The 14,897-nt window shown below is 62.4% G+C and carries 13 protein-coding genes; 5 read left to right on the plus strand and 8 right to left on the minus strand.

The genetic code is table 11. The features are described from left to right. Positions 1–11: 11 nt before the first annotated feature. From raiA to mtrA, 5 genes are all read right to left on the minus strand, one after another. The gene (raiA, locus tag JMA46_RS03050; RefSeq protein ID WP_207343825.1) at positions 12–707 is read right to left on the minus strand and encodes a ribosome-associated translation inhibitor RaiA; all 696 of its coding nucleotides are present in this window, start codon (positions 705–707) and stop codon (positions 12–14) included. 168 nt (positions 708–875) lie between these two features. Next, positions 876–1,616, minus strand: coding sequence for a phosphoribosyltransferase family protein (locus JMA46_RS03055; protein ID WP_207343826.1), 741 nt, complete (start codon positions 1,614–1,616; stop codon positions 876–878). A 293-nt stretch (positions 1,617–1,909) separates the two neighbouring features. Further along, complete coding sequence (locus tag JMA46_RS03060) at positions 1,910–3,655, minus strand: LpqB family beta-propeller domain-containing protein (RefSeq protein WP_207343827.1); 1,746 nt, start codon at positions 3,653–3,655, stop codon at positions 1,910–1,912. 8 nt (positions 3,656–3,663) lie between these two features. Next, positions 3,664–5,505: an MtrAB system histidine kinase MtrB gene (mtrB, locus tag JMA46_RS03065; protein ID WP_207343828.1), complete on the minus strand. Its 1,842-nt coding sequence runs from the start codon at positions 5,503–5,505 to the stop codon at positions 3,664–3,666. A 58-nt stretch (positions 5,506–5,563) separates the two neighbouring features. After that, positions 5,564–6,238 carry an MtrAB system response regulator MtrA gene (gene mtrA / locus JMA46_RS03070; RefSeq protein ID WP_207343829.1) on the minus strand — a complete coding sequence of 225 codons (675 nt, stop codon included), beginning with the start codon at positions 6,236–6,238 and terminating at the stop codon, positions 5,564–5,566. Positions 6,239–6,645: 407 nt separating this feature from the next. On the opposite strand from mtrA, the gene JMA46_RS03075 reads away from it, so the two are divergent. Genes JMA46_RS03075 through JMA46_RS03095 form a run of 5 tightly spaced genes read left to right on the plus strand, consistent with a single transcriptional unit; the run spans position 6,646 to position 12,274 of the window. After that, positions 6,646–8,025, plus strand: a complete 1,380-nt coding sequence (locus JMA46_RS03075) for a hypothetical protein (protein WP_207343830.1) — start codon at positions 6,646–6,648, stop codon at positions 8,023–8,025. 12 nt (positions 8,026–8,037) lie between these two features. After that, the gene (locus JMA46_RS03080; RefSeq protein ID WP_207343831.1) at positions 8,038–8,712 is read left to right on the plus strand and encodes a DUF4129 domain-containing protein; all 675 of its coding nucleotides are present in this window, start codon (positions 8,038–8,040) and stop codon (positions 8,710–8,712) included. Then, positions 8,709–9,959, plus strand: a complete 1,251-nt coding sequence (locus tag JMA46_RS03085) for a DUF4350 domain-containing protein (RefSeq protein WP_207343832.1) — start codon at positions 8,709–8,711, stop codon at positions 9,957–9,959. Before JMA46_RS03080 ends, JMA46_RS03085 begins: the two co-directional genes overlap by 4 nt. Further along, positions 9,956–10,963, plus strand: coding sequence for a MoxR family ATPase (locus tag JMA46_RS03090; protein WP_207343833.1), 1,008 nt, complete (start codon positions 9,956–9,958; stop codon positions 10,961–10,963). The genes JMA46_RS03085 and JMA46_RS03090 overlap by 4 nt, the downstream gene beginning before the upstream one ends. Positions 10,964–10,981: 18 nt before the next feature. Then, positions 10,982–12,274, plus strand: coding sequence for a DUF58 domain-containing protein (locus JMA46_RS03095; protein ID WP_207343834.1), 1,293 nt, complete (start codon positions 10,982–10,984; stop codon positions 12,272–12,274). 36 nt (positions 12,275–12,310) lie between these two features. On the opposite strand, the gene JMA46_RS03100 is transcribed toward JMA46_RS03095, so the two are convergent. From JMA46_RS03100 to JMA46_RS03110, 3 genes are all read right to left on the minus strand, one after another. Next, a complete protein-coding gene (locus JMA46_RS03100; RefSeq protein ID WP_207343835.1) occupies positions 12,311–13,165 on the minus strand; it encodes an SGNH/GDSL hydrolase family protein in 855 nt (284 codons plus the stop codon). Positions 13,166–13,271: 106 nt separating this feature from the next. Next, positions 13,272–14,369, minus strand: coding sequence for a hypothetical protein (locus JMA46_RS03105; protein WP_207343836.1), 1,098 nt, complete (start codon positions 14,367–14,369; stop codon positions 13,272–13,274). Further along, entirely contained in the window at positions 14,366–14,857 is a 492-nt protein-coding gene (locus JMA46_RS03110) for a chorismate mutase (protein WP_207343837.1), read from the minus strand. Before JMA46_RS03110 ends, JMA46_RS03105 begins: the two co-directional genes overlap by 4 nt. Positions 14,858–14,897: the final 40 nt, after the last annotated feature.

The following is a 14,897-nucleotide window of genomic DNA, read 5'->3' on the forward strand; positions in this document are numbered from 1 at the left end:
AGTGGTTACAACTAAACGCGAGCAGGCTCATCCACTGAACGGTATGCGGAGATCTCTTCGCCCTCAGCTGCGTTTTCATCCAAGGAAATGACACCGTAGGTCCAGCCCTTGCGGCGGTACACCACGGACGGGATGCCGGTTGCGGAGTCGATGAAAAGGTAGAAGTCGTGTCCCACCATTTCCATGTTGTCCACGGCGTCATCCAGGGTCAACGGCGTGGCCGCGAAGACCTTGCGCCGGATCAGCACAGGGGAATCGCCAGCGGGAATGTCATTCTCGATCTCGTAAGGTGTGGTTTCCGGTGCCGCCGCTTCTTCCTTCTGGGCGTAGATCGGCTCGGTACTGCTGACCGGGGTCAGTGACCCGGTGGCCTCGTTGACAGCCACCGGAGCGTGCCTGCCGTGGTGGACCTTCTTCTTGTCCTTGGCCCGGCGGAGCCGCTCGAGCAGCTTCCCGTAGGCCAGATCAAAGGCGGCAAATTTGTCCGATGCTGCTGCTTCAGCGCGGATCACAGGACCCCGTCCGAGAACCGTCAACTCAACAGTAAGTGGAGCGTCTGCGGTGCGGGCCTTGCTGTCCTTGGAAACCTTCACGTCGACGCGCTGGACCTTGTTGGCCAACTGCTCGATCTTTGTGAGCTTCTCGCCTGCATACTCGCGGAATCGGTCCGAAACACTCAGGTTGCGGCCGGTGATCATGAACTCCATGGTGCCCTCCAAATAACTTCGGTGACACGGCGGCCAACTGGCACAGCTGCTGCTTTTTCGACCGCCGACGGGCGGTTTCCTCTTGGAAGAGGTACCCGTTTACTCACGTTAGTTCACCGAACCAATTTATTCATCTTTTGGACGAAAAGAATTTTCCGCGCGTCCTTTTTAGTCATCATTTTCATGGCACTTCTCTGGCGCCCGGGCAGTAGCTAGGACCACTGCCCCACGCACTCGAAACCCTGATTCTGTCAGTGTTTTGGCCCCTTCACGCAACGTGGCGCCCGTGGTGAGGACGTCATCCACCAGCAGCACCTCGACTCCACGAGAATTCGCTTTGAGACGAATGCTCACCCAGCTGCGCCACCTATTTCTCATGGTGTTGTGCACGTTGCGTCTCCGTCCAGCCCGCCCCAGCGACTTTTGATGTTTTCGGTTCCAAGGCAGTCTTGCGCGAACAGCCAAAACCGGCACAATTTCCACTCCTTCAGGCAGCCTGCCTTCCCGGACAAGCGCCCGCAGGATCATGGCGACCGGGTCGTAGCCGCGCCGGCGCCAGCCGCTGCCCGTGCTGGGAATTGGCACAAGCCACAATGAGGATCCTGTCAGTGGAGATCTGCCGGGCAGTTCGGCAAGGGCCGCAGTCAGCGCGCGGGCCAGCACCCTTCCAAGCGGGAGGCAAAGCTCTGTCCGCCCGTGGTTTTTGAAGGCCAGGATGCCAGAAGCCAGCGCATCCCGGTATTCCCCTGCCGCCACGACAGGTAAATGGGACTCCCCAGAGACGTCCACCAACGCCTCCGCGGCGACCTCGGCCCGGAACGGTGAGCATGTCAGCCGGCGCAGCACCGCGGCACACTCTTGGCACAAAGTCTGGTCCTCAGCCCCACATCCCACGCATTCAGCCGGCATGACAAGATTCAGAAAGTCCAGCCATGCAGTTTCGCACCAGTTCCACAGCTGCAACCACGGCGAGCGTGGTCGCCCCCTGTGCCGGACCCGCTGCAATGGGCGTACCGGCAGCTCTGGCCCGCTGGCTCCTGAAGCGGCATCACCGATGTTCATCTCTCCAGCATGGACGCTGTGCTCACTCCGGCAGCGGTGCACCAGTGAATTGTGGAAGCCCACGAGCCCAGCACTTACTGTGCCGGAACGAACATGTGTGGGGTGGTGTCTGCTTGTCTGGGAATCGCCGGCTTCGTTCCCTATCCCGCGAAGGAAGCCTGTTTGAGCTCCTTGGCGACCAATTCCCAGTTATTGCCCGCGTTCGTGTAGAAGTCCGACGAGGTTTGGGCGTTGATGTTTCGTGCTCCGGAGCCGGCGCTCAACCATTGCAAGCCGGGAAGTTCGTCCATTTTTACTGGTGCCTGCGCCAGGTTCAGGATCTGTATGCTGACCGGCGCCGTGTCCGCGGGTGCCATCACTGCAACGCCTGTCTCCCCTTCCCAAACGCCCAACGTGGGAGTTCCTGTATGCGTCAGGCTCAATGGAGGCGTTAGTTCCTTGGGAATTCCTGCGGACTTAAAAACCCCCGTCAGGCTGACCAGGTTGGACCCGTTGGTATGCGACAGCACGAGTGCCCTGGTGCCGTCACGTGAAATTCGCAGTGTGGTCACCTCCCGCCCCACCAGCCAGGGAATCGTCAAGACAACAGGGGCACCCAGCTTCCCGCCGTCGTTCGGGTTAATGGCGATCACCATCCCTGAGCCATCCCCGGCGGCCGACCACAGCCAGCCGTCCGGGGCGAAGGACGGCGGAGTCAGCGCCACACCGGAGATGGCAAGTTCAGGTCTCCCACCAGGGACCACCGAATAGATCTGATTCCCCTCGCCGGCGCGGAAGGCAAAGTTCTTCCCCGAGTATGAAATGGCTGGCACGGCAGGTTGCAGATTCGCCACGGAAGCCATCTTGGGAATCGCCGCAATCTTCGTCCCGTCGAAGGTGACAAGCTCATTCTTGGCCAAGCCAACCTGGGTGGGTGGAACAACGTTGTCAATGATCATGGGTTTGACGGAATCCGCTGCGCCACCCATGTCCACTTCACGGTCGTCAGCCAAGAACTGCACACCTGTGACAGTGTTGAGGGCCTTTTGCAATGTCACGAGCAATTGCGCATGCATTTGCTGACGCTGCTTCACGCTCGTTTCCAGCAGCGGCTGCGCTGTCAGCCCCACCTTGGCCAAGCCGTTGTTCACCGGCACGGAGTCGCGTTCAAGGGTAATCCCGTTGGGGAACGCACTGACCACGGCACCCTTCAAATAGGGAGCTGGCCCACCCAGCATGGCCTTGACAATGGCCGTGGATGTGCGTGAGGAGCGTCCGGTCAGCCACCTCACGTCAGGGACGCCATAAGTAAACGTGGGGTCGTAAAAGTACAGCGAAAACGAGCTGAACAGTGTCTGGAACGTCGCTTCGCTGAGCATCACACCGTCGGGCGCCTCAGAAATCCGCCACTGGCCATCCACCTGCACCACTTTCATGGTGAACGTTTCACTCGCACCACTCTTGGCCGGGGTCAGCACCCCGGAGGCATCCACCGTCGAGACCACGTCAAATTTCACCTCGAAGGTGTCCTTGCCCTTGGCGGGCGTCACCGCAAAAGCGTCCTTGTAAACCAGCGTGCGCTGATCCGGCGCCCATGACTGTGCCAGCCCCGGTGTCAGGTACTGCCGCGCTACCTGAAAGTCGTCGTTGATGCCGGTGCCGGAGTCGACGAAACCGCTGACGATGCTCTCAGCCGAGGCTCCGTCCACCGGGGAGAACTGCTGAAAGTTGATGTTGACCGAGTTGTCGCGCGGCCCCATGGGGTCACTTTTCCCCACTGGTCCGGAGGTGGGAATCGCGGCGCATCCGGCCACCACCAGAAGTACGACGACGGCCATCACCCACGCGGCAAACGTCCCGTGCCGCCGTGTTTTGGCTTGAGGACGCCGAGGTCGGGGTTTGTCCACGAAAACCATCACTGTTCCACCCTGTCGGTACTGCCGCTTTCCGGGTTGTTTCCGCTGGTGCTCCCTGGATCGTGGGCAAGAGTGGGTTTCAGTGCACCCAATGCCCCTACCACGCCCATCGCTCCGGTGTTCATCAGCAAGGACCCGGTAGCGGGTGAGCTTGCTTCGCCAGCCTTCCCGCCGTCGGGAGGCAGCGGCACGGGTGAGTGCTCCAGTACGGTGCCTCGGTGCCGCGGCAGTGTCAGCCGGAAACAGGAGCCTTCACCGGGCACGCCCCAAGCGTCCAGCCAGCCGTTGTGCAGCTTGGCATCCTCCATGGCGATCGACAGTCCCAAACCGCTGCCGCCCGTGGTGCGGGCCCGGGCGGAGTCTGCACGCCAGAACCTGTCAAAGACATGCTCGACTGAGTCGGCTGACATGCCTATTCCGTAGTCACGCACGGCCACGGCAACAGCGTTTTCATCGGCGGAAACAAAGATTTTCACAGGCTTGCCTTCACTGTGCTCGACGGCGTTGAACACGAGGTTGCGCAGGATTCTGTCGATCCGGCGTGAGTCCATCTCCACCACGCACTTTTTGTTGCGCAGCCTGGTCACCACCGAAACAACTGTTGAGTTGGCCTCAGCAACCGGGGCTGCGCCGTCGATTGCGGAATGGATCACCGAGAAAATGTCCAGTGACTCCACGTCAAGGTCGGCCACACCCGCGTCGAATCTGGAGATTTCCAGCAGATCCGCAAGGAGCAGTTCAAAACGTTCCACCTGGTGGAATAGCAGTTCAGAGGAGCGCTTGTTGATGGGGCCAAAGTCTTCGCGGGCGTCGTAGAGGACCTCCGCCGCCATGCGCACAGTGGTCAACGGTGTGCGTAATTCATGGGACACGTCAGAGACGAAACGCTGTTGCATGTCCGAAAGTGTGGCCAGGGCCATGATCTGGTCCTGGAGCGATGTGGCCATTTTATTGAAGGACGTGGCAAGTCTGGCCATCTCATCCTCCCCGGTGACCACCATGCGTTCTTCCAATTCGCCAGCGGCCAGCTTCTCAGACACTGCCGCGGCTTGACTGACGGGGCTGACAACAGTGCGGGTCACATACCAAACAATGACCCCGATAAGTACAAGCAGGATGCCACCGGCAAGCCACAGGACGGACTGTATGTAGTTCAGTGTCACTTGGGCGCTATTGAGGTCATAGATCATGTACAACTCGTAGCGGGTGTTCAACAGGTCAACTTGGCTGCCCACCACCACGGCAGGGTGAACGCCTGCGCTGCCCGTGGGTAGCGCAATGGACTGCCAGAACTGGCCGTCGGTGCTGTTCTGGACCGCTTTGCGCAATTCATCGGGAATGATTGCTGCGGTAACGCCCCCGGAGTCAGAGGAACTCACGGCCAGCTTGCTGTTCTGGCCGGGGATCTTGACCATCAGGTACTTGCGGTTGTCGTCAGCACCTCCCACTTCGAGCAGCTTCAGCGTGTCAACAACATAAGTAGACACGCGTGGCTGGTCGCTGAGGCTCGCGTTGGCAAAGTTCTCCTGCACCTGGGTGGTACCGCGCGCCGATTCATGTTGCGCTTGGACCAGCCGCTCCTTGAACAACCCACTGGAAATCTGCCCCGCAAGGTACCCACCAACACCCACCACGGCCACCGAGGCAATCAGCAACGTCGTCGCCACCGTGCGAAACTGCAAGGAGGTGCGCCAGCGCATGGACCAACCGTCACGGAACCGGCGGGCGGTGCGGCGAACAGCCCGGCCAGCGGTGAGAAATACCTTCTGGCCCACGACGACAGCCGAGGCTGCGGTGGAAGGGCGGGTGAGTGAGTCGTCCGCGGACTTGACCTTGTTCATCGCCCCGTCACCGCTGGAACCGAATCAACTGCAACCCCATCCACGGGAAAGCCGGTGCCTATTGCCCGGCCTTGTAGCCAACACCGCGCACGGTCAGCACCACTTCGGGTGCCTCCGGGTCGCGTTCAATCTTCGAGCGCAAGCGCTGCACGTGCACATTGACAAGGCGGGTGTCCGCAGCATGGCGGTATCCCCACACCTGCTCGAGGAGGAGCTCGCGGGAGAAGACCTGCCAAGGCTTGCGAGCAAGCGCAACCAGGAGATCGAATTCAAGGGGCGTCAGGGAAATTCGCTCACCAGCTCGGCGGACCGCATGCCCGGCCACATCGATGCTGATCTCACCAATGACCAGCGTTTCCGGGGCCTTCACGTCGCCCGGACGCAGCCGTGCACGAACGCGCGCCACCAGTTCGGCAGGCTTAAAGGGCTTGGCCACGTAGTCGTCGGCGCCGGCTTCCAAGCCACGGACCACATCCGAGGTGTCCGACTTGGCTGTCAGCATCACAATGGGCACATCCGACTCAACACGAATGAGCCGGCAAATTTCGATCCCGTCCATACCCGGCAGCATCAAGTCAAGCAGGACCAGATCCGGCTTGTGGGCCTGAAAAGTCTCAAGCGCCTTGGCTCCGTCAGCACAAAAAACGGGGTCAAACCCATCATTGCGCAGCACAATGCCAATCATCTCGGCCAGTGCCTCGTCATCGTCAACTACTAAAATACGTGCCTTCATACTTCTATATTTGCCTATTAGCGCGCCATTGTCCGCATCGACGCTCCACCAAGGGCGGCTCAGTGCAGATATCTTGCAGCAACAGAGGGGTTTTCGGTGTCCGGTCGCGGAACCTGCCGATCAAATTCGAAACGGCAACAGATGGCAAGGCCAGCGCTCAACATTGGCAGCTGCTGCAAACTCGATGCAGGAATGGCGGCCCGCGCGGACTCCTGCCGCCATTACTTTCCGCAATGCCCGGGCGTTCACAGGGAAAATGTGGATCTTCCCGATAGGGTTTGATGATGGGCGCAGCAGGATGCCTGGTCCGAGGCCGACGGCGGCAACTTGACGTTGCGCTCGAACAGCCGCCTCCCGCCAGCAGCTTTGCGTGCCGCGTACGTTTTCGGGGAATCTTTCAGGGGAGCATGATGACGCAGGAACCGCAGCAACCACCAACAGAGCCGGAGGGCCGGAACAACCACGCTGGCCAGCAGGTGCCCGATGGTCAGCAGCTGCCGCCTCAGGAACCCCTGCAGCAGCCCGCATACGGCCAGTCACAGCCACCCCAGTGGGGCCAATTCGGCCAGCAGCAACAACCGCCCTACGGCCAACCGCAGCAACCTCAACCGCAGCAGCCGCAGTGGGGGCAATACGGCCAACCCGGCATGCAGCCCGGTTTCACGAACTATGTGGCTCCACCCAAGCCCGGAGTGATCCCGTTGCGCCCACTCGGCCTGGGCGAGATCCTTGACGGCGCTTTCCAGGCCGCGCGGCGCAACGGCAAGGCAATGTTCGGTTCGGCCCTGATCTTCCAGCTGGCCACCACCGCGTTGACACTGCTCGTCATGTTTTTGACGCTTGGCACATTTCTCACCGACGTGTTCGGCATGGATCCGAACACGTTCAACGAGTCCGATCCGGCCGCCATGGAAGCACTGAGCAGCGGACTTATCTCCTTCGCGGCGTCTATTTTACTGGCATCATTTCTCGCCGTCATCATCCAGATGGTCCTGCAGGGCGCACTTGTCGTGCCGGTGCTGCGCGCCGTGCTCAACCGAAAAACCAGCTTCGGACAGATGTGGCACCTCACCCGGCCGCGGGTCGGCAGCCTGCTCCTGCTCGCGATCCTCTACGCCGTGGCAACCCTGCTGGCCATACTCGTGTTCACCGGCATACTCGTGGCCCTTTTCCTAGCCATGGGCCTGCTGGACAACACCGCTGGCGGAGTTCTCGGTGCCGTCGCCCTGGCCCTCGGGCTGAGCCTGCCGTTTCTTGCGCTCGGTGTCTGGATCGGCACGAAGGTGCTGCTCGCCCCTGCCGCGATCGTCGTGGAGAACATTGGCGCCATCGCCGGCATCAAGCGTTCATGGCAGCTGACCAAGAACAACTTTTGGAGGACGTTCGGCACCTCGCTCCTGGCCGCCATCATCGCAGGCGTCATCGCCGGGATTATCACCACCCCCGTGAGTTTCCTAGCTGGCCTCATCATGCCCATGTTGCTCGGTGCCAACCCCACACCCGAACAGGCCATCACCCAGTTTTTGATCGTTCAAGCCATCTCCGGCGTTGTTGGGGCTATCGTCGGAGCCGTGACTTTGGCGTTCCAAGCCGGTGTCATGGCCCTCATCTATGTGGACCTGCGCATGCGCCGCGACGGCTTCGACATTGCCTTGCTGAAGGAATCCGAGACTGGGAAGGACGACGGCGGGATCCCCGGCTCCCCCGCATCCGGCACCTTGGTGCCGGGAGCCTACCCAACGGGTCCGGAGTCATACACGCAGCAGCCCGGAAACTATGGACAATAGGCATCCTCGCTGATGGCATTGACACCATTTTGGCCTCCAACGCACCTTGCCGAGGTCCCGCTTGTTCCCGGTGCGGACGAAGCCCGGCAATGGGCAAAGGACGAGCTTGCCCAGCAGGTATATCAAGACGCCAAGCCGGGCTTTGCCGAACAAATCCTTGCCCTGCTCCAGAAGGTCTGGGACGAGCTCATCAATTCGGTGGGCGCGGTGGATGGAACTGCAGGGCTCGTCATTGCGATTGGTGTGGTGTTGCTGGCCGTTGCCGTCATCATCTTCTTTGTCAGACCACAACTGAACCGCCGAAAGTCCGCCACTGCTGCCGTGTTTGAAAACGACCTGGTCATGACAGCGGCGCAGCACCGCAAGCTGGCGCAGGCGGCAGCCCATGCGGGCGACTTCAGCACGGCACTCAGTGAACAGTTCCGCGCCGTCGTCCGTGCAGCCGAGGAACGCGATGTGATTGTTCCAGCTCTCGGCCGTACAGCAGTGGAGATAACCGCTGACCTGGAGCAGGCCTTCCCCGCCCACAAGCTGGCACTGCGGCATGGCGCGGAATTGTTCAGTGCTGTGCGCTACGGGCAGGTACCGCCCACCTCGGCCATGTTCGCGGAACTGGTTGACACGGACCAGGCAGTGTCCGAAACCTCACCGCAGTATGGCGACGTGTTCGCGGCGGTGCAGCCATGAGCGCTCCAACGGCGCTCGTGTTCCGGGCAGAGGACTCCAGCACCACCGTGCGCACTGCCCGCTGGTGGAAGAAGTACAGGTTCTGGCTGCTCTGTGCCGTGGCTTTCGTGGTGCTGTCCCTGTTGGGCATCATCATGGGCAGTGGCGGCAAAAGCACCACTGGAACATTGTCCATCACCAACCCTGCACCTGCAGGTGCACAGGGCGCCGCTTCCGTACTGCGCAACCAAGGTGTTGAAGTGACGGCCACGGCATCGCTGGCAGAGACGGCCGCGGCCCTGCGCAGCAACGGCCATGGCAACAGCACAGTGTTGTTTTATGATCCCCGAAACCTGCTCTCACGCACACAGGCCGCCGATTTGGCAGCAGCTGTCGCTGATTCGGGCGGCAAATTGGTGGCCCTCTCCCCCAGCCCACTGACCGTGAAAGCGCTCAGCGCCGAGCTCTCCAGCGTTGGCACCACTGCCGGAACCCCGGCAGCCGACGCGCAATGCACCAATCCTGATGCAGTGGCGGCTGGAACCATCGACGGCGGAGCCCCCGACCTGGATGTCTCCGCCACCTCCGTCACCATGCCCCTGAAGCTGTTCAAGGGCACCGAAAACTGCTTCGCCGAGGCGTCGAAGAATCCCGCCACCGGCGGCTACCTGGCCTATAACAGCACCGGTGACGTTGCCGCACTGGGCAATCCCGGCATCATCATCAACCAAAATTTGGCGAGCAGGGGCAATGCCGCGCTCACGTTCCGGCTGCTGGGCAGCACACCCAAGCTGCTGTGGTACACGGCCAGCCTGAAGGACATCCCGGTGTCGGAGCAGCCGCCAGCATTGTCTGACTTCACCCCGGAATGGATTTTCCCGGCCTCGCTGTGGCTGTTGCTGGTGGGAATACTGGCCATGGTGTGGCGGGGTCGGAGGCACGGACCGCTGGTGACTGAACCGCTGCCGGTGGTGGTGAAGGCCTCGGAAACGCTGGCCGGCAGGGCCCGCCTGTACCAAAATGCGCGGGCACTGGACACTGCCTCGGCTACGCTGCGCCACGCCACCATGACCCGCCTGTCCCACGCGCTCCGATTGGGTCAGACTGCCGCTCCGCACGCCGTGGTTGACGCGGTGACGACCCTGACCGGACACACCCGGGCGCACGTGCATGATCTGCTGCTCGGCCCTGCCCCCACCACTGAAAAAGACATGTTGTCCATGGCCGTGGAACTCACGGCACTAGAGGAAGAAGTGGCACAGCGATGAGCCTGCCCCACCACCAGCCCCAACCTGTTGCCGAACAGCAGTGGAGTTTCACCCCGAGTCCCGCAGGTCAAGCGCTGCTGGCTGTGCGCAGCGAAGTCGCGAAGGCCGTCGTCGGACAGGATTCCACTGTCACAGGATTGCTCATTGCCCTGCTGGCCGGCGGCCACGTGCTGCTTGAAGGCGTACCCGGTGTGGCCAAAACCCTACTTGTCAGGGCCCTGTCCACAGCCTTGAGCCTTGATACGAAGCGAGTGCAGTTCACCCCTGATCTCATGCCAGGAGATGTGACCGGTTCATTGATTTACGACGCCGGCACCTCCTCCTTTACTTTCCGTGAGGGTCCGGTCTTCACCAACATCCTGCTGGCCGATGAAATCAACAGGACGCCGCCTAAGACGCAGGCGTCGCTGTTGGAGGCCATGGAGGAACATCAGGTTTCCGTTGACGGTGTTTCACGCCGGCTGCCCTCGCCGTTCATGGTTGCGGCTACGCAAAACCCGGTGGAGTATGAGGGCACCTACCCCCTGCCGGAAGCACAATTGGACCGCTTTCTGCTTAAACTCACCATGGATCTGCCAGGGCGTGATGAGGAAATTGAGGTGATTCGCCGGCACAGCCTGGGCTTCGACCCGCAAGACCTCCATGGTGCCGGGGTGCGCGCGGTGGCCGGTGCCGCCGAGCTGGAGCAGGCACGCAGGGAAGTGTCGGAGGTGGGTGTCGCCGCCGAAATCCTCGCCTACGTGGTGGACCTTGTTCGGGCCACCCGCACGGCACCGTCGTTTGCGTTGGGTGTGTCCCCACGCGGGGCCACGGCCATCTTGAAGTCCGCCCGCGCCTATGCATGGCTTTCGGGGCGTGGATTCATCACCCCGGATGACATCAAGGCCTTGGCACTACCCACCTTGCGGCACAGGGTTGCGCTGCGTCCCGAGGCTGAAATGGACGGCGTGGCCGTGGATGACATCCTGCGCTCCATCCTGGCCACCGTGCCGGTTCCACGCTAAGGGCGGGCACACGTCAACATGGCAATTTCGGGCAGGTTCTTCTTCCTGGCACTCGCGGCGCTGGTGCCCATCATTGCCCTGCCCGGCCCCGTGACCTGGCTGCTGGCCGTCGCTGTGCTGGCACTGATTCTGATCGTTGACACGGTTCTCGCCGCGTCACCGCGCAAGGTGGCCTTGCAACGCAGCCTGCCGTCGGGGGTTCGTTTAGGTGAACCCGCCACGGCTTTGCTGCGGCTGGCCAACGAGTCGCCGCGCATGCTGCGAGGCCAAGTCAAGGACGGCTGGCAGCCTTCAGCTGGCGCCGCCAACGCACTGCAAACCCTGGAGATTCGGCCCGGGGAACGGGCCGCCCTGAGCATCACCCTGCGCCCCTCCCGGCGCGGGGACCTGCATACGGAGCATGTGTCCATCCGCTCTTTTGGCCCCTTGGGCATGGCAGCCCGGCAAACCACTATTTCCGCCCCCGGGACGCTGCGTGTCCTGCCCCCGTTCAATTCCAAACGCCACCTGCCTTCCAAATTACGCAAACTGCGTGAGCTGGATGGCAGGGCGGCCGTGCAGATCCGCGGCGCCGGCACGGAATTTGATTCACTGCGCGACTATGTGCGCGGCGATGATGTGCGTTCCATCGACTGGCGCGCCACGGCCCGGCGCCAAGACGTGGTGGTGCGCACGTGGAGGCCGGAGCGGGACCGCCGCGTGGTAATTGTGCTGGACACTTCACGCACGTCGGCTGCGAGGATCGAGGATGAGACGGCCCTGGACACTGGCATTGAGGCTTCCTTGCTGCTGGCCGTCTTGGCTGAGCGCGGCGGGGACAGGGTCAGCCTCATTGCCTACGACCGCCGCGTCCGGGCCAAGGTTTCCTCCACCGGCAAGGGCAATATGCTCAACGCCATGGTGCAGGCGCTTGCGCCGTTGGAACCCGAACTCATCGAGCTGAACACGGCGGACATTCCCCGCCAGGTTCGCGACGTCACGGCGCACCGGGCTCTCGTGGTGCTGGTGACATCCCTCGACGCCGGGGCTGCCGAGGAGGGCCTCATCCCGCTAGCGGCAACACTGGCGCAAAGGCATGTTGTGGTGGTAGCTGCGGTGCGTGATCCAGCCGTGGATGCGGCACACCTTGATCGTTCAAGCACGACGGCGGCCTACCGGGCTGCCGCCGCCGAGCACGCGCTCAACCGCCGTTCAGCCATCACGGCAGTCCTGAAGCAGTCAGGAGTGGAAGTGGTTGACGCCGCTCCCGAGGACCTCCCGCCACAATTGGCGGACAGGTACATCAAGCTCAAGGCAGCCGGGCGGCTCTAGCGCATTGGCTCAAAGGACACCAAGGCTCCGGAACCATCAGTGCGCCGGACCGTCAAAGTGCATGGCCGCCAGCTGATCCGCGAGCACCTTACTGAGACCTTTGTGACCAGATGCGGTGAGGTGCACGCCGTCGATCATTGTAGTGGCCGTGCCATAGCGGGTGAGCCAGTCACTGGGGCTGAGGAAGTTCACGCCATTGCCTTTCGCGAAACCAGCCAGCAGGGTGTCCACCTGGCTGCGCCGCCCGCCGGAGGCCCCACCCCTGGACAGGATGCCGATGAACAGGAACTTCGAGTTCGGGTAGCTGGCCTTCAACTCACGCAGCAGCCCGTCCGCGTTGGCCAGAATCTGGGCGTCGGAGACTCCCTGAGCGGCGTCGTTCCCACCGCCCTGGACAACCACGAGTGCAGGTTTGCCATAGGGCAGCACAACCCTGCCGCTGGAAACGGCGTCAAGGTAGTTCATCCCCGATGGTGAGCTGGCCACGTATCCTGTACCCGGCGCTCCCAGAAAACGCACCTTGTACCCTCGGGCGGCAAGGCCGGCCTCCACCCAGGTGTCGATACCCTTCATCCCGCGAATTCCACTGGATTGTGAGTCTCCGAACAATACCGCCTGCTGCGCTACCGAAGGATCAATGACTTCGTGGCGGCCGGACACAGGATTGAACACCATCGATCCTGCCGGCAAGTCCCAGACCGTCGCGGCTTCAGCTTTACTTGTGGGATCCATGGCCCGGGCGCCGTCCGGAACCGGGTTTAGCACAGGGATGGTCCGCACAATCGGCACGGCGGTAGGCACGGTGGTCGGAAACAGTTCGACTGCGGCCGCCGGCGAATTTGCCGGAACGGGGACTGTGGGGGCCACGGCCAAGGCTGTGGCCAGTGCCACGACTGCAACTCCGCAACGAACCAGCCCGCGTCGAACCATGACCACCAGCCCCTGTTACATGCTGCTGAAAACTTAATTCTACCGATACCAGCCACATACGTAGGAACTAGCTGTTGCGAATATTACTCAGCGCGTCAGCCAGTTCAAGTGCCCGTGTCACCACGGCCCGCGCCTCTTGCGGTGTAAGCGTGGCGAGCCCAGCTTCCGGTGTGATGCGCAGCTGGTTTAAGGACGACTCCGCCAGCCCCAGCCCCCGCCACGGGCGCATGATCCGCTCCACTAAAATCGAGTACGACGGCGGTGCTTGGCCTCCAGCCACCGGGACAGTCCCCGCCCACACACCAAGGCCCGATTCAATAGCCCCGGCCAGCTGTTCCCAGTGCCGCGTGTCGAGGCGGGGCAGCGGTACGGCCACCGCGTCAACGCCGCAATCAAGGGCCGTCTCCAAGGCAGTGCGCCACGCATCGTCTTCGGCAGCCGGGGACTCGTCTGTAGACTCCGGGCCCAGGCCTTCACCGGTCCTGGCAAGGTTCAGCGCCACTGCGGCGAAGCCTGCCTCACGGGCAGCAGTGACAAGGTCCGTCCAGGTGTGGCGTAGTTCCGCCGCCGCGATGGAGCGCAGTGTCCTGTAGCCCGAAGCGGTGGGGATGGTGCCAGCCAGGGCTGCCGCCACCTGGGGCTCGTCAATTTGCAAGGTCAGGGCCGCTCCCGGAACGGCGGCAGCCACCTTGCGGGCGTGGATGGCCAGCCCTGCTGCCAGTGACTGCGCAATGTCCCGCCTGGCACCGTGGTCGCGAAGCGCCCGCTCCCCGTAGTGCAGGTGAATTGCCGTTGCCAGAGCCACAGGCCCGGCAACATGCACTTTCAGGGATGGCGGGATAATTTCCCCCGCGCCGGCAACATCGGCCAGCACATTGATGTCCGTGGACAGAGCGGACACGGCACGGCGCTGGTCCAAGCCCGGACGGTCGGCAAAGCGCCAGCCGTAGGGTTGGACGTCCACCGGCAGTTCCACGAGCATTGCTGCGGTGCGGCCAATGGCGTCCGAGCCCACACCTCGGGAGGGGAGGTCCGGCAGGGACGGCAGGTGCGGGTCGGTGAACAGGCCCAGGGAGACCTTCGCGGCTTCCACCGGGTCGGTGCCCGGCCAGCCGCCGAGGGACGTTGCCGTAGTCTCAACTACGGGTGCAGGTGAGCGGCTCACGGAAGCTGCGTGCCGCCGTCGTCCATGGTTGTGGGGGTGGCGGACCGCGCTTCGGAATGGCCCTCGAAGCCTTGGCCGTCCGCCCGCTCCACGGGAATCGCCCCGGTGGCGGCGACGGCTGAATGGCTCTTGGAAATCGCCTGGTGGTGGTGGATGACCTCGCTGATAATGAAATTCAGAAACTTTTCGGCAAAGGCAGGGTCCAGATGTGCAGACTCGGCAAGGGCCCGCAGCCGCTGGATCTGGGCAAGCTCACGGTTGGGATCCCCTGGCGGCAGCTGGTACTTGGCCTTGAGGATGCCCACGCGCTGGGTTGCCTTGAAACGTTCAGCGAGCAGGTACACCAGAGTGGCGTCGAAGTTGTCGATGCTGGAGCGGATGTTCAGCAATTCCGCCATGACTGCTGGATCGACGGCACCTGTGAGGGAACTGGCGGCCGGATCGAAGTCTTCAACGGATAAGTGCTCTGCGTGGCTCGGTTCGGTCATAGGGATAAGTTTAGGCGGTGCACCGGGAAGAAAAAACTCT

It is taken from the genome of Arthrobacter sp. E3, assembly GCF_017353415.1.
GTDB lineage: Bacteria > Actinomycetota > Actinomycetes > Actinomycetales > Micrococcaceae > Specibacter.

Bases quoted from the DNA above. Each gene is read 5' to 3' on its own strand.
- raiA (WP_207343825.1), bottom strand. From the start codon at position 707: ATGGAGTTCATGATCACCGGCCGCAACCTGAGTGTTTCGGACCGATTC.
- JMA46_RS03055 (WP_207343826.1), bottom strand. From the start codon at position 1,616: ATGCCGGCTGAATGCGTGGGATGTGGGGCTGAGGACCAGACTTTGTGC.
- mtrB (WP_207343828.1), bottom strand. From the start codon at position 5,505: ATGAACAAGGTCAAGTCCGCGGACGACTCACTCACCCGCCCTTCCACC.
- mtrA (WP_207343829.1), bottom strand. From the start codon at position 6,238: ATGAAGGCACGTATTTTAGTAGTTGACGATGACGAGGCACTGGCCGAG.
- JMA46_RS03075 (WP_207343830.1), top strand. From the start codon at position 6,646: ATGATGACGCAGGAACCGCAGCAACCACCAACAGAGCCGGAGGGCCGG.
- JMA46_RS03080 (WP_207343831.1), top strand. From the start codon at position 8,038: ATGGCATTGACACCATTTTGGCCTCCAACGCACCTTGCCGAGGTCCCG.
- JMA46_RS03085 (WP_207343832.1), top strand. From the start codon at position 8,709: ATGAGCGCTCCAACGGCGCTCGTGTTCCGGGCAGAGGACTCCAGCACC.
- JMA46_RS03090 (WP_207343833.1), top strand. From the start codon at position 9,956: ATGAGCCTGCCCCACCACCAGCCCCAACCTGTTGCCGAACAGCAGTGG.
- JMA46_RS03095 (WP_207343834.1), top strand. From the start codon at position 10,982: ATGGCAATTTCGGGCAGGTTCTTCTTCCTGGCACTCGCGGCGCTGGTG.
- JMA46_RS03110 (WP_207343837.1), bottom strand. From the start codon at position 14,857: ATGACCGAACCGAGCCACGCAGAGCACTTATCCGTTGAAGACTTCGAT.